The following is a 17,172-nucleotide window of genomic DNA, read 5'->3' on the forward strand; positions in this document are numbered from 1 at the left end:
ACTGCTGGGGTCGATCGGCAACATACCCCCGGCAGAAGCGGAGGCGGCGTACTACGCTGGCAACACGGGTCACGCCATCGCGGCGTGACTCAAACGAAATGGCCTCCGGAGAAGCCGGGGCGATTCAACCAGCACTGACCACACCAGTCGGTCCCCGAGCAGGTCCAGGTGCTGGAAATGCAGCAGAGGACGGCCATCCAGTTGCCACGCACCGACCAGTCGGACCGTGCCGGTCGACGACACGCCCAGCGACACCAGGTAGCGTTCGATCGCGCGGCGTTTGTGTTCCGGCACGGCCTTCCACGCGGACTCGAGCGCCCGCGCCGATTGCGAGCGCGCGGCACCGAAGGCGACCAGGCCGCCCTCGGCACCTCGCGCGATGTCCGCGCCGAGCGCCAGCAGCAAGCAAGCCAGCAACGGCGACCACCACGGCATTCCTGGCATCGGTGGACTCCATTGGCGACGATCCACTCCTGGCGCACCGGATGGCATCCCGCCCGGGCGCCGGTCTCCGCTCAAGGCGCACCGTCCCGCGACAGGTTCTCGAAGACCAGCAGCCGCGGATGCTCCTTCGCGCGGCCCTTCGGCGGCGCCGGCCGGGTGTCCTCGTTGACCGGCATGCCCAGCATCTCCTGCAGCAGGTCCATGCGGAAGGCGCCGGCGAGGATGTCGAGGCGGCCATCGCCGTTGGCGTCGGCCAGCCACAGCGAGGTCAGGCCGGCCGGTTCGCTGGCGATGCCGTGGGCGGTGAAGTTCTGATGGCCGTCGTTCTCGTACCAGACCAGGGTGTGGCGGGCGGGATCGCGCCAGTAGTTGACCCAGCTGCTGGCCACGATGTCGAGGTCGCCGTCGCCGTCGATGTCCCCGACCGCGGTCGCCACCGCGCCGTAGAAGCGGCCGATGTCGTGCGCGGCGAACTCCATGTTGCCCAGGTTCTCCAGCCACTGCACGCCGTGGTAGGGCTTGGGGTCGGTCTGCAGGTCGAAGGCGTCGCCGTTGGTGAACAGCAGGTCGATGTCGCCGTCCCGGTCGAGGTCGACCGCACGCAGCGAGGTGGAGCCGAACATCGGGTGCGGCGCGCGCGCCAGTTCGACCTGTTCGAACCGGCCGCCGCCGAGGTTGCGGAACGCCAGCACCATCTCGTGCTCCTGCGACACCAGCGTCACCAGATCCAGCAGCCCGTCGCCGTCGAGGTCCACCGGTTCGATGCCGAGCGCACCGGCGAGCGGGACCAGCGGCCTGCGGTACATCGCGCCGTCGCGGTTCTCCATCCAGAAGATCGCACCGATGTTGTTGGTGCCGAACACGGCCACGGCCAGATCCATGTCGCCATCGCCGTCGAGGTCGGCCGCGCGCACGTCGGTCACGCGGCCGAGGCCTTCGACCAGGTCGCGGCGCAGGAAGCTGCCGTCCGGCTCGCCCAGCAGCACCACGACCTTGCCCACCGGCTCGCCGGTCGGCCGCATCTCGCCCATCTCGGCCACCACCACGTCCAGGCGCCCGTCGCCGTCGAGGTCCACGACCTGCGCATGCGCCGGCGCCACGAACTCGCCGAGCACCTGTTCGTGCCACTTGCCGTCCCGCTGCCACAACCGCAGCACCGCGCCGCGTCCGGCGTCCGAGACGACCAGGTCGTTGGGCACGCTGCCGAAGCCCGCGGCCACGTGGGTGACCAGCGGCGTGGGCGACGTCGCACCGATGGCTCCGGCGCGGAAGCGCACCTGCGACGTGGACGGCGGCAGGTACGGCAGGCGCGGAAGCTCGGCGGGCGCGCTTCCGTAGTAGAACGCCTTGATGTGCGGCAGCGCTTCGGCCGGAATGAAACCCTCGCCGCGCAACTTGTCCGCCAGCTCGGCCATCGTGTCCACCGAACGCGGCCAGGCGCGCTTGGGCATCACATCGGGCGGCGGCACCAGGTGGCAGGCCCCGCAGTAGGTCTCGACCAGGGCCAGCGCCTCCTGCACCGTCACCGGCTGCGGCGGCGGGTCCTGCGCCCGCCCGGGCGCGGGCGCCAGCAGGCCGATCCAGGCCAGCGCGGGCAGCAGTGCGGCACCGGCGACGAGTCCAGCGAGCACCGGCGCGATCCGTAGGCGTGGCTTCATTCCAGGCTCCATTGCAGCGACAGTCGCAGGCGACGGCCGGGCGTGTCCAGCCCGATGATCTCTTCGCCGCGTGAATCGGTGGCGTCGTCGAGCGACAGCAGCAGCATCGCAGGCCCGACCGGCCGGCGTATCGCCACGTCGAGCGTGGTCGCCCGGCCGAGCCAGCGGTCGCCGGTGGGGATCGCCGAATCGAAGCGGCGACCGAGGTGCTGCAGGCGCAGGGACAGCTCGGCCCCGCCGACGGGCACGAGCAGGTCGGCCCCCGCCTGGAGCCTGGGGCGATGGCGGAGGATCGCCCCGCCCGCCGGATCGCGGACCCGCATCCAGGTGCCGTCCAGGCCGAGGCGCCAGTCGTTGCCGAAACGGTGGGAGCTGCGCCATTCCAGGCCGTCGGCCTCGATGCGCGCCCGGTTCACCAGCCGTGGCGGCGGCCCGGCGTCGAAATCGACCAGGTCGCGGTAGCGGGCGCTGAACAGGGTGAACCGGCTTGGCCAGGCCGCATCGTCGTCGGTGGCGACGTACGCCTCGCGGTGCTCCGCCCGCTCCTGGCGAAGCGAAGGATTGCCAACCAGCGGATGGCCGAGCGCGTAGAAGCTCGGTGGCCGCGAACTGCGCGAGTACGACGCGCCCCAGTGCCAGCCGCCGGCCAGGCGCCGCTGCAGCGACAGCATCGGCTGGCTGGCGTGGACGTGGCCGGTGTCGCCGTCGCTGCGCCGCTCCAAGCGCAGGCCGCCCTGCGCGGTCCAGCCGGCGTGGCGCCAGCGCAGTTCGGCGAAGGCGGCGCCGGTATTGCGCTCCATGGCGAACGCCACCGGCGCCCGGAAGACTCCGTAGTCGATGCGGCCGTCGTAGCGGCCACGCTCGCGCTGGTGGAGGATGCCCACGGCAAGTTCGCCGCGCGCTCCCAGCGGGCTTCTCCACGTGGCTTGGAGTTCGTCGCGACGGTAACCGGTGCGGGCGGCCAGCGCCGGCAGCCCGACCGGATCGCGCACGCCTCCGGCCACGCCGGGCGAATCCTCCGCGCCGTCCCGGGCGAACCATGCCCACTGTGCCTCCACGGCACCCAGCGCAGGACGCCACTCGGCCTGCAGCGAGACGTGTCGGGTGCGCGCCTCGCGTTCTTCCAGCTCGCGCAGCACTGCGTGGCGCGGCCCGCCGCTGTCGTCCGGGAAGCCGCGGGCGACGCTGTCGCCATAGCCCGCGGCCGCGCGGATCGACAGCGCCGGCCGCAGCTCGCCCGCCCACGACGCGTCCAGCGCACGCAGGTCGTGGCTGCCGATGTCCCCGTCTCCGTCCGAGCGGTCGCTCGCCGCCAGGCGCCAGCCGTCGCCCGAGAGCGCCGCATGGACCGCACGCAGCCCGTCAGCGCCGACCGCCGCGTCCGCCGACGCGCCGGACGCCGTCCGCCGCGTGTGCACGTGGACCACGCCGGCGATCGCCTCGGCATGGGCGACGCTGGCGGCACCGCGCACGATCTCGATCCGCTCCACCTGCTCCAGAGACAGCGTGTTGAGATCCACGGCGCTGCCGCGCGAGGACAGCGGATCGTTCTGCCGCACCCCGTCCACCAGCACGACCACGTGGCTGGGATCGGCCCCGCGCAGGTAAAGGGCCCCGAAGCCGCCGCCGCGTGCGCTGCGGTCCAGCACCAGGCCGGCCTGCGCGGCGAGCACCTCGGCGAGGCTGCGTCCGCGCCAGGGTGCGAGCTGGTCCGGCCCCAGGACGGTCACGCTCTGGACCGCGTCGCCTGCGGTGGCCGGCAGCATCGTCGCGGTGACACGTACCGCATCGAGTTCCCGCGCCTGCGACTGCTCCTGCGCATGCGCCTGCGCCCATGCCGCAGCGACCGCGCCCAGCGCCAGCACGGCCCTCGATCCCCTCGCCGATCTCGACATCGTTGTTCTGGATGCGTCCTGTCCCGGATCCCGGCTCCGGGCTGCCTTCGCATTGTCGCCTGTCCGCATCGCCACACGGTGCCGTGCACGCTCGCGCGGCGCGTTGATGCAGGTCAATGCCCGGTGGGAGGCCGCCGGAGCGAGTCGGCGCCACGCCGACGGCATCGGTCGAACCGGGGCGCCAGCGGGTCAGCGTCGGGCCGGAGGGCGCGTTCGGCCACGGCGCCGACCAGCTGCGTCCCGCGCCAGGCAGGCGATCACGCGGGGGTTCGACTCCGGTGTCGATCCGGCCAGCGGTGGTTCGTCGCAGGTACAGAAGGGCCACTGCCCTCTTCCCCCGCAGGAGGTCGTCCATGCGTCGACAGCGCGTGCCTCGTCCCTGGTCCGCTCCCGGGCCACGGGGGATCGGCCATGGCTGAACCGGGGACCGGCGACCGGCGCCCGGTCATCACCGTCTTCGCGGACTCCCCCGATGGCGGCCGCGGCCTCGCGCGCGACATGCGCGTGCGCTGGGCGCTGGAGGAAGTCGGGGAACCCTACGACGTGACGCCCTTGACGTTCGCGGAACTCAGGCAACCCGCGCACCTTGTGCTGCAGCCGTTCGGCCAGATCCCGACCTTCCAGGGCGATGGCGTCGCGCTGTTCGAATCCGGCGCCATCGTCCTGCACCTCGCCGAACGCCATCCCGGCCTGCTGCCGGCCGACCCTGCCGCCCGCGCGCGCCATCGCCTGGCTGTTCGCCGCCCTGTGCACGGTGGAACCGCCAATCGTCGAGCGCGAACAGGCGCCGTACCTGGAGCGCGACCAGCCCTGGTTCGCGGCGAGGCTGCCGCTGCTGGACGAACGCATCCGTGCACGCCTGCGCCAGCTCGCCGGGTATCTCGGCGAGCGGCCATGGCTGGACGGCGGGTTCAGCGTGGGCGACCTGATGATGGTCATGGTCCTGCGCCGCACCGAAGGCATGGAACTGCTCGAATCCTTCCCGAACCTCGTCGCCTACGTCGAACGCGGCAAGGCGCGCCCGGCCTACCGGCGCGCCTGGGCGGCCCAGCGCGCGCTGCGCACGCGCAACGCCACCGACCCGTCGATGACCCGACCAGCCCGCGGCGCACCACGGCCCGCGCGCCACCACCAGGAGAAGACGCCATGAAGATCGTGACCAGCCTCAGCTTCCGCGGGCAGTGCCGGGAGGCGTTCGAGTTCTACGCACGGGTGCTCGGCGGCAAGCTCACCGTCGCCGTGCCCTATGGCGAGATGCCCGCGGGCGACACGCCGGTGGACGAGCGCTACAAGGACTGGCTCATGCACGCCTGGCTGGACGTCGGCGACCAGTCGCTGATGGGCGCGGACATGGACGAACAGTGGGCGCCGGACATCGCCAAGCCGAAGAACGGCTTCGACGTCACCCTGCACACCGACAATCTCGACGACGCCCGCCGCTGGTTCGACCAGCTCTCCGAGGGCGGCACGGTGGTGATGCCGTTCGCCGAGACGTTCTGGTCGCCGGGCTTCGGTTCCCTGGTCGACCGTTTCGGCGTGCCGTGGATGGTCAACACCAATCCATCGCCGGACTGGAAGCCAGGCCACGGCTGACCGCCGGTGCCGGGACGCCGTGCGTTCCGGCCGCATCCACCCGTGGCCCCCGACGGGGGCACGGGCGGGGTGCCCGCGGACATCGCCGAATCAGCGCCGTGCGACCACCCTGCGTGCCGCTGCGCCGAACAGCAGCGCGGATGCGAACCAGGGCACGGCGAAGCACGCGGTCAGGGCCAGCTCCACGGGCCGGAACCCCATCGGCACCGCGACGCCCACCACCAGCAGCTGGGCGACCCCCGCCACCGCCATCGCCCGGGCCATGCCCGCCGGCTCCAGCCGGGCGATCGTCGCGCCCGCTGCCGCCACCAGCAGCACGCCGGCGAACCCCAGGTTGATGGCGTCGTGCTCGCCGCCCAGCATTCCCACCGCCAGGTTGACCCAGACCGTGAGGAAGCCGGTCAGGACCGCGAGCGCGAACGCCAGGCGGTACACCGCGTTCGCGCTGGCCCGCGCGCCGAGTTCGTACAGCCCGCAGGCCAGCGCCAGCAAGACGCCCATCGCCACGAAATCAAGCGCCGTCCAGTCCACCCCCGCCGCAGGGAAGAAGCGCATCGCAATCGCGGGGACCAGCAGCAGGCCCACCGCTGCGCCCCAGATCCAGGGCCGCAGCCGGTTGCGCGGCCCGGCGTCGCCCTTCAGTGCTCTGCTCATGGTCTTGCCTCCCGGCCAGGACGGGCCGGCAGCCGGCCCACGGACACGATCAGGCCGGTCTCCCCGTGGAACCGCGGCATCGATACCGGGATCCCGGTGCGCTTCGCCACATCCCCGACGCCCATGACCGACCCCTCGATACCAGGTCCACCCAAGGCGGCACAGTGCGCCCATCGCGGCCGCATTGCAACGACGCGACGGCGCATGGATCCACACGCCCGCAAGCGCGCGGCGCGGACGCCGGGCATGTCGGCCGGTTCCAGGAACCGCCGGGGCTCGTGCGCACGCCCAAGCGCCAGCGCCAGGGCGGGGCAGCGCCTTGCTTCACGCCGGATCGCACGCCGGGCTGTACGACAGGCGCGCCAGCGGCTGGCCATTGGCTTCGCGGACGAGCTGGCCGCTCTCGGCCGCGGTGCGGCGCTTGATCGCGATCCATTCCCCGTCCGCGAGGAAGGCTTCCCAGCGCGCTTCCATGGTGGCCTCGTCCGGCCAGGACAGCAGGTAGACGAACTGCAGCCGGTCGCCGGTATCGCTCTCCCACATGTCCAGCACGGTGAAGCCGTGACGCTGCATGATGCGCAGCGCGTGGTCGCGGAAGCGGTCGTGGAACGGGCCGCGGTTGTCGCGGTTGATCTCGTAGATGCGCAGCTGCTGGAGGCCGTCCTGGCGTTCGCACAGGTACCGGTCGGCCGCGGCTGCCGGCGCGGACCACGCCAGCGTCGCGGCCACGACGACAGCCAGGAAAGCGCCAAGGGGCCTGCGCGGGTGGGAGGTGATTCCGCGCCTCACTGCACGCCTCCCGGCGGATCCACGAACCGCGTCTGCGCGCCCTGCCGCTCGAAGGTGACATTGACCGTGCGCCCGACCGCACGGGTCCGGTGCACGGTCCCCGCCGGCACCACCAGGCACTGCCATGCGTCAAGGACCGCTTCGGGCCGGTCGGCGAACTCGATGTGCAGCTCGCCCTCGACCACCAGGAACAGCTCGTCGGTCCCGGGATGCAGGTGCCAACGGTACTCGCCCTCGAACACCGACATCCGCAGGCAGGAGTCGTTGACGTCGACCACTACCTGGTTGCGGTAGCGCTCGTGCACGCTGCGCTGCAGCGCCTGCAGGTCGACGACCGCGCGCGCGGGGAAGCCGGCGCGCTCCGCGGCGTACTGTTCGGCCGATGGAAGCTCTTGCGACATGCGATGTCTCCTATGGTCGGCCGGCCTGCTCCTGTCCTTCCGGCGGGAACGGCTGGACCAGCCGGAATGCGATGGCCAGCGGAATCGGAGGGATGCTGCGGACTGCACGCTCCATGGATGCGCTCCTGCCTGGTCGCGGTGCCCGGAACCGGCGCGAGGCGCCTCGCGGCCGCATCAATGCCCCGGCCACGCATTCCGCAACGGGTGCGTGCGCCGGCTCCGACATGGATCGCAGGCTAACGCCTGCGCATGGACGAGCTCCATGCGTCAATGGTCATCATCGTGTGACGCGCGTCCGTGCGCGACGTTGTCATTCCGTTAGGGGCGCCGCCCACGCCCGCGGGAACGCAGGGGCCCCGCCTGCCTGCCTTCACGCCCGGGGGCCCATGGGCGATGCGCGTACACTGGACCGCCGACACCCAAGGATCCCAGTGGCCAAGCCGAACTACTCCTACGAGAAGCGCCAGCGCGAGCTGGCCAAGAAGAAGAAGCAGGACGAGAAGGACGCCAGGAAGCGCGCCGCGCGCCAGGCCAAGTCCGGCGAAGGGGATCCTCCGCCGCAGCCATGACCGGGGAATCGCCACGCCCGCCCCAGGTCTGGGTCGACGCCGATGCGTGCCCCGTGCCGGTGCGCGACATCCTGTTCCGCGCCGCCGAGCGCGCCGGCGTGCCGGTGACGCTGATCGCCAACCAGTGGCTGCGGACCCCGCCCTCGCGCTATATCCGCTCGCTGCAGGTGCAGGGCGGGTTCGACGTCGCCGACGACGCGATCGCCGAGCGCGCGGGCCCGGGCGACCTGGTGGTCACCCAGGACATCCCGCTGGCCGCCCGGGTGCTGGCCAACGGCGCCGAGGCGGTCAACCCGCGCGGCGAACGCTTCACCCGCGACAACATCGCCGAACGCCTGGGCATCCGCAATTTCATGGAAGAGCTGCGCGGCGCCGGCGTGCAGACCGGCGGCGCCGCCCCGTTCAACGCCCGCGACCGGCAGGCGTTCGCCAACTGCCTGGACAGCTGGATCGCGCGGCGCAGGCAATTGCGTCGGGCAACACCAGACGGCGGTCCGTGATCCCGGTGGCGTCAGCCTGCCTTGACCCCGCCTCCCGGGCGGACGCCGCGGCCCTCGCATAGGCCTCCAGGATCGATCGCTTCCGCGCGTCCAGGTCCTCGCGCGGATACCACCGGCCATCGGCCATGACGCCCAGGGGGGCGGCCAGGGGCGCGAGGTCCGCGAGCGGATCGGCCGCCACCAGCAGCAGGTCCGCACGCGCGCCTTCGGCCACCACGCCGGAGACCGGAAGCTCCGGCCGGTGACGGCGGACGAACTCGCCGGGCACACGCGTGGCCGTCGCCAGGGCGGCCTGCGGATCCAGCCCCGCCTCGACCAGCGCCGCCAGATTGCGATGCAGCGCGTATCCGGGCAGCAGCCCCGGGATGTCCGGCGCGTCCGTGCCCGACAGCAACGGCACACCCGCCTCGTGCATCGCCCGGACGAACCGCCGCAGGAAGCGCAGCCTGTCCTCGAGGCTGCCGCTGCGCCGCGCATACCCCTGCAGCGGCCACGACACGCGCAGCTCCGGATGCAGGTAGCGCGATTCCGGACTCCGCAGGAAGGCCTCGACCACGTCCGGGCGGCCCCACTGGCGGGCGATCGTTTCGTAGGTGACCAGGTCGGCGACGACGGCCGCTCCGTGCCGGCGAAGCAGGTCGACCGCCAACGCGATCCGGTCTTCATCGGGCGCGGCGTTCGGGTCCTCGCCCGCCGGGATCGGGAAGAACGTGTAGAAGAATTCCTCCGCATGGGCGACCAGCGACTGTCCGGCCTCGAGCTGCGCGTGCAGTCCGACGTCGGCCACCCCATGCCCGACAAGCCCGATGCCCTGCTCCCCGGCCTCCGCGGCAAGCGCGGCGAACGCCGCCGCTGGAAGGGTGTTGTAGACCTTGATGAACCCGTAACCGTTGCTGCGGGCGATGCGCACCGCCGCGCGCGCGTCGTCCGCGTCGGCCACCACCAGGTGGCCGTATCGCGGCGAACCGTCCACCGCCAGGGCCACGAGCGTCCGCGGCCCGGCGCGTTCCCCGGCCTCGATCGCCGCGCGCGTCCTGCCGACGAAGTGGTGGGGCGCCTCGCCCATGTGCAGCGTGGTGGTGACGCCCAGCGCCAGCTGCAGTTCCAGGTCCTGCTGCCGGTGGACGTGATTGTGCATGTCGGCCAGCCCCGGCAGCAGCCAGGCACTGCCGCGTCCGTCGACGATGCGCGCCCCGTCCGGCACCGCGACCGACCGGCCGATGGCCACGACCACCCCGTCCACCACCACCACCGTCTGGTGGTGCAGCGTGCCCTCGCGATCCATGGACAGCACGTTGACGTCGACGAAGGCGGTCGTGTCCCGCGGCGGCACCGGGGGCGACTGGGCGCCCGCGGATCCGATGGCCACGAAGGCCAGGCAGGCGACGAAGAAGGATCGGAGTGTGCGTCTGGATCGCGAAGGCAAAGGCGTTCCCGGTAGCGATGGAGCGGGCCGCCCAACCCGAGGCGTCAACGCCCGTCGCACGGTAGCACGGGTGCCGGTGCCGCCGGTGTGTCGATCGTCATTGCAGCGGGGGCCTGCCGGCAGCCGTCAGGCCGGCGGCCTGGCGAAGTACATGCCGTGGTAGGCGTCGATGGACGCCCAGCGTTCGAACGGGACGCGGATATGGCGCTCCGGCAGTTCCCAGCGGTCGCGCAGTTCGTAGCCCAGCGCCGCCATCTCGTCCACGAATGCCGGCAGGCACATCACCCGGTACGGGCAGATCGCGATGCCCAGGTTCTGGAGCGTGAAGTAGGCGCGCTCCGGGTGCATCGGCACCAGGTTCACGATGACCCGGCCCGGCGGCCGCGCCATCCGGCCGAGCAGTTCGGGCAACGAATAGTCAAGGTACTGCAGCGCCCCGGTGCTGACCAGCAGGTCGCGGCCGTCAGCCTCCGCGGCATCGTCGGCGAACCGTAGCGCGCCCAGGTCGTCGTGCCCGGCCGCCCAACGCCGGCCCGCCTCCATGACCCGGGGCACGTCGTGCACCCGCCAGCGCAGGCCGGGCGGATAGTCCACGTACCGGCGGAAGCCATAGTAGGCCTGCCCCAGGTGCCCGCCGAGGTCGAAGACATCGCGCACCCCTTCGGCCAGCAGGCGCGACAACCAGTACACGACGGGATAGTCGCAGGCCCGCACCTGCTCGAACTCGCCCCGGTACATCGTCGTGGCGGCATCGATGTCGTAGGTGTTCGACAGGCTCCGCGGCGCCGCCGCCAGAGCCTCGGCGTGGCTTGCGTACACGCCGTGGTAGGCATTGCCATGCCGGTATGGCCGTGAGAAGTAGCGGCGGTACAGCGGACGTCCCGGTACCCGGAGGCCGGGCAGCTCGGCCACCCTCACCAGCAATCGCTCCAGGGGGGTCATCGGCGATTCTCGCGCTGTTGTCTGCCAACAACGCGGGCCGCAACCGGCGTCGGCCACGCATCGGGTGGCCGCCGGCACGCCCGGGCCGGCCGCCCGGCCGGGCGACCGTCGCGGTCAATCGCCGGTCGAGGTGATCTTGAACTCCAGCACGCCCTCGCTGGCCGCGAGCGCCTCCGACAACCGCGCGGCGCTCGCGCGGTTGGTGGTGCGCAGCACCATGGTGTGGCGCACCGCCCGCTCTTCGCCGTCGAAGCGGTAGCTCAGGTCGGCGATGCTGAACCCATGGGCCTCGATCAGGGGCCGCAGCGCCTCCTCCCCCGCCCCCGATGCGCGCTCGAACCGGATCTGGACGTGGTAGTAGGCCTGCGCCGGCAGGCGCGATTCCAGCAGCCGGAACAGCGACAGCGTGACCAGGGTCAACGCCACCGACACCACGAGCGGGAAGTAGAAACCGATCCCCGCCAGGATGCCGATCGCGGCCGTGATCCAGATCGAGGCCGCGGTGGTGAGCCCGCGGACCGAGATGCCTTCCTTCATGATCACGCCGGCGCCCAGGAAGCCGATGCCGGTCATGATGCCCTGGGCCATCCTCGTCGGATCCAGCCGCACCATTTCGCCGGCGGTCCTGACCCACTGGTCTTCGTATACGGTCACCAGCATCAGGAGACTGGACGCGGTACACACCAGCGTGTGCGTGCGAAAGCCCGCCGGGCGCCCGTGGTAGGTGCGCTCGTACCCGATCAGCGCGCCCGCGAACAGCGCGGCGACCAATCGCAGGAGCATCTCCAGATCGTCTGCACCCATGCGCACCTCCGCGTCCAGGACCGCCCGTGCCGTGGCCCGGATCACGGTAAGCCGGCCTTCGGGCCGACGCAATGCCCGCCCCCGCCGGCCGCGGCGGCCGCCGCACGGCAACGGGCTTTCGCGGGAGGTAACATCGCAGCCCTCCCCCCAAGGACGACGCGCATGCCCCGGAACGCCGCGGAACGACAGCCCGCTATCGGCAGGGCGCGGTGGGTTGCGACCCTGTGGCTGGCGATCTCCCTGTCCGCCCTCGCCGGGGAGGACCGCCACGCGTGGCCGGGGGGCAGCGCGATGCACGCGCTGTACCTGCAGGGCGAACGGCTGGAAGACATCCGCGCCGAACTCGGGCAGGCGCACGCCGGCCTGCTGGATGCCTTCGGCGACGACCCGGCCGCCCCCCTCCCCGCTTGCGCGCGCGGTCGCAAACCACCAGGCAAGCTGGCTTGCCTACGTGCATGCCGACTGTGAACTCGCCGGGACGCTGACCGGCGCCGACGGCCACTGGCCCGTCGTCCACGGCCTGGGCTGCCAGATCGAAGCAATGGCCGATCGGCTCGAAGTGGTCCGCGCCGCCACCGCCTGCATGCACGGACTCGCCCCCGAGGCCTACCGCTTCGAGCGGCTCGAATGCCTCGGGAACCTGGTGGCGTGGTCGCAGGAAGGCAACTGACGCGATCGCGCTGGCGCATCGAAGCGCTGGCGGGGCCGCCCGGGCAGGCACCCGGGCACGGCCCGCCGCGATCACGCGCGCTCGAACTGGTAGATCTCCACGCTCACCGGGGCGATGGTCAGCGAGCCGGCCGTGGCGTCGAACGTGGACTCCTTCGCACCCACCGTCTCCGGCTCCCCGAGCGGATTCTTCGCATCCGGGCCGGGGCCGGTGAACTTCCAGCAGCGCCCCGCCGGCTTCGGCCGGAAGCCCTCCAGCGCGAGCGCGAAGCTGTGCGGCTCCTCGGTGCCGTTGACCACGGCCAGGGCCAGGGTCCGGCCGTCGGCCGTCAGCGCCGCGGACATGTCCAGCGGATACGTGTCGCCCCCGGTGTTGACGCTGGGCTGGTCGCCGCCGACCGGGTACTTGGGCGGCGGCGTGGGCGAGTTGCCGTTGACCGCCACCGGCACGGTGCCGAAGCGCTCCTGGTAGAACTGGAACATCCGCCCCTTGATGCTGATCTGCGAGCGCGTGCGGTCGAAGTTCATCCACGCGGTGGCCATGGTGTAGCCGGCCATCTCGATGAAGTCGGTGTGGCGGAAGAACTCGTGGAACGCGGCGGCGATCGCCAGGGCACCCTTGAGGTCGTCCTCGAAATGGAAGGCCCACTCGTCGAAGAACACCTTGACGCTGCCCTTCTCCAGTTCCGGGAAGTGCTTCTTGTACTCCTCCCACGCGTCCACCATGGTGCGGATGCGGTCGGGCATCTGGTGCACCCATTCGTTCAAGGTCTGGTTGACGTCGACGAGCTTCCCGGTGGCCAGGTCGAACCGCTTGTTCGCCGGCGGATAGGCGTGGGTGCCCAGCGCGTCGAACTTGCCCCAGCTGTTCTTGAACATGCCATAGGCCCAGTCGCGCTCGGAGCCGACGTGCACCTGCGGCTGGCCGGCGATGAAGATGCCCTGCCCGGTGGTCATCTCGTCGACGAAGCCGCCGGGGGCCACGATGTAGATGTCCGGGTCGACCTTGCGCATCGCGTCCACGAACATGTTGTGCTTGATCGTGTACTGCTCGCGCGCCATGTGCCCGAACTGCCAGTGGCCGTACATCTCGTTGCCCACCGCCCAGTACTTCACGCCGTAAGGCTCGGCACGGCCGTTGGCCGCCCGCTTCGCGCCCCACTCGGTGTCGGCGCTGCCGTTGACGTACTCGACCAGCTGGGCGCCGGAGCGCGGGTCGCCGAACCCGGTGTTCACGCACCAGAACGGCTCGCATTCGATCAGCTCGCACAGCTGCAGCAGCTCGTCCACGCCCACGTCGTTGGGCTGCACCGCGTTCCACACCGGATCCAGGATCGGCGGGCGCCGGTCGGGGTCGCCGATGCTGTGCTCCCAGTCGTGGGCGGAGATGAAGTTGCCGCCCGGCATCCGCAGGATGTGGCAGTTCATCTGCTTCATCAGCGCCACGGTGTCGGCGCGGAACCCGCGGACGTTGTCGGCCGGCATCAGCGACACCGCCCCCACGCCGAAGCGGCCGCGGCCCTGGCCGACGATCTCCAGGCGGGCGTCGGTGGTGTCGATGCCGGGGTCGAAGCTGAAGCGCTGCGTCCCCCACTGCGACGACGCGCGCACCCGGGTCGAGAGCGCCTCGCGGCCTTGGCCGGGGACCAGCCGGACCGTCACCGTCACGCCCGGGTCGGCCCACAGCACAATGCGCCCGTTGTAGGCGGTGCCGGACTTCAGCGCCAGCCCGTGCTGCACCATCCCCCGCTCCTGCGCACCGTCGAGGGTGACGACCGGGCTGTGCTCGCCCACGTACGGGCGCTCGGTATCCAGCGCGATCGCCGACACGGGGCCGATGGCCACCCACTTCTCCATGTAACCCATCGCGCCACGACGGTCGTCCGGCTTCCTGTCGCGCTCGGCCAGGACGCCGTAGTAGAACTTGCGGTCGTCGAGCGTCTCGCTCCACAGGCTGTGGTTGATCAGGTTGCCGATGTGCTCGATGAAGCCGCCGTAGATCATCGGCGAGATCGGCGGACGCGTGGCTCCGGTATCGATCGTGGCCCGGATGCCGCCGGGCGCCGCGAACACCGGCGGAATCCAGGCCGCCGCGCCCAGCGCCGCCGAGCCCAGCAACAGGTTGCGCCGCATCAGGTCCACCTTGTGTCGATCCGCCATCCTTCATCGCCTCCAGCATGGTTCGGGTTGCCGCACGCGCGGAGCCGGGCCGATGCCGTGCACGTCCAGGGGCGCCGGCGCGCGCCGGCACAGCATAGCCGCGGCGGGCGGTGACGCTTGCCGTTCCAGCCATGCGGATTGGGCACCGAGACATGCCAATACGGACATGGCAAGAGACGGATCCGGGCACGGCGGCCCGCGTCGTCCGGGGCGAACCACGCACGGCAGCTGGCGCCCTCCCCCATGGCCATCAGGCGGGCCCTCCCGCCGGTTGACGCGAGTCATCCGGCGTCTGCTAGATTTCCGGGCGGCCCACGCGTGGGCAGGGGGAACCAGTCCGGACTCGCCAGGGGAAGCCGCCGAAGACGGGATGCGGCGTACTGCGGCCGCTGTCGTTGTCCGATCGTGGTCCAGGGGGAATCGTGGGGCGAATCAGACTTCTCGGGGTGGAAGAAAGGGGACGGAGGGAATTAAGGGATTGGGAGTTTCCTGACGCCCCCTGCTCCCAAAAACCGATCGCCGGCAGGCCGGCGCTGCGGCACCTTCGAGGCACATCCCAAGCCTCGACCGCGATGCCTCGCCAGCCCAGACTCGAACTGCCCGGCGTCCCGCAGCACGTCACCCAGCGCGGCGTGAACCGCTGTGCCATCTTCCTCGACGACGAGGACCGTCACCACTACCGCCGTGTGCTTCGCGAGGCGTGCCGCCGGCACGGGGTCTGCGTCCATGCCTTCGTCCTCATGGACAACCATGTCCACCTGCTGCTCTCAGCCGTGCAGAGGGGCGTGATCTCCCAGGCGCTCCGCCGCGCCGGCCAGGCCTATGTGCAGGCGTTCAACCTGCGACACGGGCGCTGCGGCACGCTCTGGCAGGGCCGCTTCAAGTCAAGTCTGGTGGATTCGGACGCCTACGCGCTGCGCGTGATCCGCTACATCGAGCTGAATCCGGTGCGGGCGGCCATGGTGGAACGCCCTGACCACTACAGGTGGTCCAGTGTCCACACCCACCTGGGCACGGCACAGGATCCTCTCCTGACCCCACATCCGGTCTACCTCGCCCTGGCTGCGGACCGTGCCGGCTGTGCAGCGGCGTGGCACCGCTGGCTCAACGCCCCGCTCGATCCGGAAGAAGTTGCCCGAATCCGGGCCTACATGGCACAGGAGCGCGCGCTTGGCGAGCCCCGTTTCCAGGCGATGGTGGAGAAAGCGCTGGGCCAGCCCGCGAGCCTGCGACCGCGTGGACGGCCGCCGCTTCGACGGCCCAACGGGAGCGCGGCGGGAAGCTAGTGCCCGCTGTCGCTCGAGTTCCGCTCGGGGCCTTAATTCCCTCCGTCCCCTTTAGCTCGAGGGGGCGCTCAGTCCGGAGACCCAGGAGGCGCTACGCGCCCACACCCCGGCAGAACAAGGCGTTCGGCAACGACCGCTTTCGACAGCAGATCGAGACACTGGTCGGCAGGAGCATGGAGGTCAGGTCACGCGGCCGGCCGAGGGCGGCACCGCCCGGAAAATGAACCTGACCCATTTTCCTCTCATTTACCTCTTTAGCTCTACGCTCTAACAGCTTGCGAACGCCTTAGACATCTGGTCGAGATCAATCAAGAACTCGCGCAACGAGCCCACGTCCTCCTGACTATTCACCAGGGGCCTCGTAGGGTGCATAACCGCATTTCGATATTTCAACGCACGATTCTTGAACAAAGAAAGTTTCCTCTTGCTCAACGTGCTGCGGGCCACCAGACTTGGCGTGTCCTCAACGACCTTCAACAGCTGGCCCAAAGTCGCTCCTGAGGTCGCGCTGACGTCCAGCCCGTCCCGCTTCAGGCACTCCCAGTGTCCAACGATCGATGTCCGACTGTCACCGACTTTGCCGATCCACTCCCATGGATCATCGAATTGTTCGTCAATAAGTCTTGCGATTCGCTCCTCAAGGAGGGCGAGCATCGGATAGATGATTGCCCTAAAGCTGTGCCGATTCATGTCCGAGATGGTGACAATACCTTCAACTGCCCCGTCTACGCCAACAACGCCCACGATTCGATCCGAACCCAACTTTTCTAAAATGACATCGACGGGCGCGACCCGGTCGACAAAAGAACACTTGAGATAACTATCTCTGTGGCAGACAGCTTCTTTCGCGATAGCTAATTCGCGAAGCCGTGTGAGCGGAAGGAACCCTCGTACCCGACCCGCTTCAACAAGAGGAAGATCATCGAACCCATGAGCTTCCGCCTCACGCAAACACTCGTCACTTACGGGGCCGGCTGCAACGGTTAAGCACTGCTCGATAGGAACGAGCACCTCGGCGAGATCCGCACTAACACCTCGACCGCAACTAAGCTTTTCTAAAGTCATACGCTCGGAATCAAACTAGATCACTGCAGTTATCGACGCAAGCTGCCGCGCCCGGGACGCAACTCTACATCAGAGAACCGACAAATGCGGCAGGTGAGAAACAAGCCCGTCCCTCTCTTCCGACAGGCCAGCGTCAGCGCCCCGAAAATGTACCCCAACCCCCTTCTTCCGGAGGCGGCAGCGGCCGGAGCGTAAGCTTCCCCGTCAAGCACACAACGCAAAAGTAGAACTTTCCTCGTATTGCTGGCGGACCTCGGCGGGCGTGAGATCGCCGAGGGAATCGTGGGGGCGCTCCTCGTTGTACTCGAGCATCCACC

General features: G+C 70.3%; 18 protein-coding genes and 1 pseudogene. 7 read left to right on the forward strand and 12 right to left on the reverse strand.

What is annotated here, in order from left to right; all coding sequences use genetic code 11:
- Positions 1-69: 69 nt before the first annotated feature.
- The 3 genes from FQY79_RS15065 to FQY79_RS15075 all read right to left on the reverse strand — a co-directional run bounded on the left by FQY79_RS15065 (position 70) and on the right by FQY79_RS15075 (position 3,997).
- Entirely contained in the window at positions 70-444 is a 375-nt protein-coding gene (locus FQY79_RS15065; RefSeq protein WP_146313707.1) for a hypothetical protein, read from the reverse strand.
- Positions 445-515: 71 nt separating this feature from the next.
- Positions 516-2,102, reverse strand: a complete 1,587-nt coding sequence (locus tag FQY79_RS15070) for an FG-GAP-like repeat-containing protein (RefSeq protein ID WP_146313708.1) — start codon at positions 2,100-2,102, stop codon at positions 516-518.
- Positions 2,099-3,997 (reverse strand): TonB-dependent receptor plug domain-containing protein, encoded by a 1,899-nt coding sequence (locus FQY79_RS15075; RefSeq protein ID WP_146313709.1) that lies wholly within the window; start codon positions 3,995-3,997, stop codon positions 2,099-2,101. The genes FQY79_RS15070 and FQY79_RS15075 overlap by 4 nt, the downstream gene beginning before the upstream one ends.
- Before the next feature lie 411 nt (positions 3,998-4,408).
- Here FQY79_RS15075 and FQY79_RS15080 point away from each other — a divergent pair.
- Positions 4,409-5,147 (forward strand): annotated as a pseudogene (locus FQY79_RS15080) (glutathione S-transferase family protein).
- Positions 5,144-5,590 carry a VOC family protein gene (locus tag FQY79_RS15085; protein ID WP_146313710.1) on the forward strand — a complete coding sequence of 149 codons (447 nt, stop codon included), beginning with the start codon at positions 5,144-5,146 and terminating at the stop codon, positions 5,588-5,590. Before FQY79_RS15080 ends, FQY79_RS15085 begins: the two are co-directional and overlap by 4 nt.
- Before the next feature lie 90 nt (positions 5,591-5,680).
- Here the strand turns inward: FQY79_RS15085 and FQY79_RS15090 are convergent, their stop codons facing one another.
- The 3 genes from FQY79_RS15090 to FQY79_RS15100 form a co-directional block, all read right to left on the reverse strand.
- The gene (locus FQY79_RS15090) at positions 5,681-6,244 is read right to left on the reverse strand and encodes a hypothetical protein (RefSeq protein WP_146313711.1); all 564 of its coding nucleotides are present in this window, start codon (positions 6,242-6,244) and stop codon (positions 5,681-5,683) included.
- Between the two features lie 324 nt (positions 6,245-6,568).
- The gene (locus FQY79_RS15095; protein WP_186760108.1) at positions 6,569-6,973 is read right to left on the reverse strand and encodes an NIPSNAP family protein; all 405 of its coding nucleotides are present in this window, start codon (positions 6,971-6,973) and stop codon (positions 6,569-6,571) included.
- A 56-nt stretch (positions 6,974-7,029) separates the two neighbouring features.
- On the reverse strand, positions 7,030-7,434 hold the full coding sequence (locus FQY79_RS15100) for a cupin domain-containing protein (protein ID WP_146313713.1): 405 nt from the start codon (positions 7,432-7,434) through the stop codon (positions 7,030-7,032).
- A 431-nt stretch (positions 7,435-7,865) separates the two neighbouring features.
- Between FQY79_RS15100 and FQY79_RS15460 the strand changes: the two genes are divergently transcribed.
- Both FQY79_RS15460 and FQY79_RS15105 read left to right on the forward strand, forming a co-directional pair.
- The gene (locus FQY79_RS15460; protein ID WP_186760106.1) at positions 7,866-8,003 is read left to right on the forward strand and encodes a hypothetical protein; all 138 of its coding nucleotides are present in this window, start codon (positions 7,866-7,868) and stop codon (positions 8,001-8,003) included.
- Positions 8,000-8,503 (forward strand): YaiI/YqxD family protein, encoded by a 504-nt coding sequence (locus tag FQY79_RS15105; RefSeq protein ID WP_146313714.1) that lies wholly within the window; start codon positions 8,000-8,002, stop codon positions 8,501-8,503. Before FQY79_RS15460 ends, FQY79_RS15105 begins: the two co-directional genes overlap by 4 nt.
- Here the strand turns inward: FQY79_RS15105 and FQY79_RS15110 are convergent.
- From FQY79_RS15110 to FQY79_RS15120, 3 genes are all read right to left on the reverse strand, one after another.
- Positions 8,406-9,872 (reverse strand): amidohydrolase family protein, encoded by a 1,467-nt coding sequence (locus FQY79_RS15110; protein ID WP_246123156.1) that lies wholly within the window; start codon positions 9,870-9,872, stop codon positions 8,406-8,408. The two genes, FQY79_RS15105 and FQY79_RS15110, sit on opposite strands and share 98 nt — an antisense overlap.
- A gap of 183 nt (positions 9,873-10,055) precedes the next feature.
- On the reverse strand, positions 10,056-10,871 hold the full coding sequence (locus FQY79_RS15115; RefSeq protein ID WP_146313716.1) for a methyltransferase, TIGR04325 family: 816 nt from the start codon (positions 10,869-10,871) through the stop codon (positions 10,056-10,058).
- A gap of 114 nt (positions 10,872-10,985) precedes the next feature.
- On the reverse strand, positions 10,986-11,675 hold the full coding sequence (locus FQY79_RS15120) for an MgtC/SapB family protein (RefSeq protein ID WP_146313717.1): 690 nt from the start codon (positions 11,673-11,675) through the stop codon (positions 10,986-10,988).
- Between the two features lie 162 nt (positions 11,676-11,837).
- On the opposite strand from FQY79_RS15120, the gene FQY79_RS15125 reads away from it, so the two are divergent.
- Both FQY79_RS15125 and FQY79_RS15130 read left to right on the forward strand, forming a co-directional pair.
- Positions 11,838-12,143 carry a hypothetical protein gene (locus FQY79_RS15125; RefSeq protein WP_146313718.1) on the forward strand — a complete coding sequence of 102 codons (306 nt, stop codon included), beginning with the start codon at positions 11,838-11,840 and terminating at the stop codon, positions 12,141-12,143.
- A complete protein-coding gene (locus FQY79_RS15130) occupies positions 12,127-12,345 on the forward strand; it encodes a hypothetical protein (RefSeq protein ID WP_146313719.1) in 219 nt (72 codons plus the stop codon). Before FQY79_RS15125 ends, FQY79_RS15130 begins: the two co-directional genes overlap by 17 nt.
- Before the next feature lie 71 nt (positions 12,346-12,416).
- Here the strand turns inward: FQY79_RS15130 and FQY79_RS15135 are convergent, their stop codons facing one another.
- Positions 12,417-14,504, reverse strand: coding sequence for an alpha-L-arabinofuranosidase (locus FQY79_RS15135; protein ID WP_146313720.1), 2,088 nt, complete (start codon positions 14,502-14,504; stop codon positions 12,417-12,419).
- 572 nt (positions 14,505-15,076) lie between these two features.
- Here FQY79_RS15135 and FQY79_RS15140 point away from each other — a divergent pair.
- Positions 15,077-15,790, forward strand: a complete 714-nt coding sequence (locus FQY79_RS15140) for a transposase (RefSeq protein ID WP_146313721.1) — start codon at positions 15,077-15,079, stop codon at positions 15,788-15,790.
- Between the two features lie 267 nt (positions 15,791-16,057).
- Here the strand turns inward: FQY79_RS15140 and FQY79_RS15145 are convergent, their stop codons facing one another.
- Entirely contained in the window at positions 16,058-16,855 is a 798-nt protein-coding gene (locus FQY79_RS15145; protein ID WP_146313722.1) for a hypothetical protein, read from the reverse strand.
- Between the two features lie 204 nt (positions 16,856-17,059).
- Positions 17,060-17,172: integrase core domain-containing protein (locus tag FQY79_RS15150; protein ID WP_146313328.1), on the reverse strand; the 113-nt coding region annotated here is incomplete at its 5' end.

The organism is Luteimonas wenzhouensis (assembly GCF_007859305.1).
GTDB lineage: Bacteria > Pseudomonadota > Gammaproteobacteria > Xanthomonadales > Xanthomonadaceae > Luteimonas > Luteimonas wenzhouensis.

Excerpts from the sequence above, each read along its gene's own strand:
- FQY79_RS15065 (WP_146313707.1), bottom strand. The coding sequence starts at position 444 with ATGCCAGGAATGCCGTGGTGGTCGCCGTTGCTGGCTTGCTTGCTGCTG.
- FQY79_RS15070 (WP_146313708.1), bottom strand. The coding sequence starts at position 2,102 with ATGAAGCCACGCCTACGGATCGCGCCGGTGCTCGCTGGACTCGTCGCC.
- FQY79_RS15075 (WP_146313709.1), bottom strand. The coding sequence starts at position 3,997 with ATGTCGAGATCGGCGAGGGGATCGAGGGCCGTGCTGGCGCTGGGCGCG.
- FQY79_RS15085 (WP_146313710.1), top strand. The coding sequence starts at position 5,144 with ATGAAGATCGTGACCAGCCTCAGCTTCCGCGGGCAGTGCCGGGAGGCG.
- FQY79_RS15090 (WP_146313711.1), bottom strand. The coding sequence starts at position 6,244 with ATGAGCAGAGCACTGAAGGGCGACGCCGGGCCGCGCAACCGGCTGCGG.
- FQY79_RS15100 (WP_146313713.1), bottom strand. The coding sequence starts at position 7,434 with ATGTCGCAAGAGCTTCCATCGGCCGAACAGTACGCCGCGGAGCGCGCC.
- FQY79_RS15105 (WP_146313714.1), top strand. The coding sequence starts at position 8,000 with ATGACCGGGGAATCGCCACGCCCGCCCCAGGTCTGGGTCGACGCCGAT.
- FQY79_RS15115 (WP_146313716.1), bottom strand. The coding sequence starts at position 10,871 with ATGACCCCCCTGGAGCGATTGCTGGTGAGGGTGGCCGAGCTGCCCGGC.
- FQY79_RS15120 (WP_146313717.1), bottom strand. The coding sequence starts at position 11,675 with ATGGGTGCAGACGATCTGGAGATGCTCCTGCGATTGGTCGCCGCGCTG.
- FQY79_RS15125 (WP_146313718.1), top strand. The coding sequence starts at position 11,838 with ATGCCCCGGAACGCCGCGGAACGACAGCCCGCTATCGGCAGGGCGCGG.
- FQY79_RS15135 (WP_146313720.1), bottom strand. The coding sequence starts at position 14,504 with ATGGCGGATCGACACAAGGTGGACCTGATGCGGCGCAACCTGTTGCTG.
- FQY79_RS15140 (WP_146313721.1), top strand. The coding sequence starts at position 15,077 with ATGCCTCGCCAGCCCAGACTCGAACTGCCCGGCGTCCCGCAGCACGTC.
- FQY79_RS15145 (WP_146313722.1), bottom strand. The coding sequence starts at position 16,855 with ATGACTTTAGAAAAGCTTAGTTGCGGTCGAGGTGTTAGTGCGGATCTC.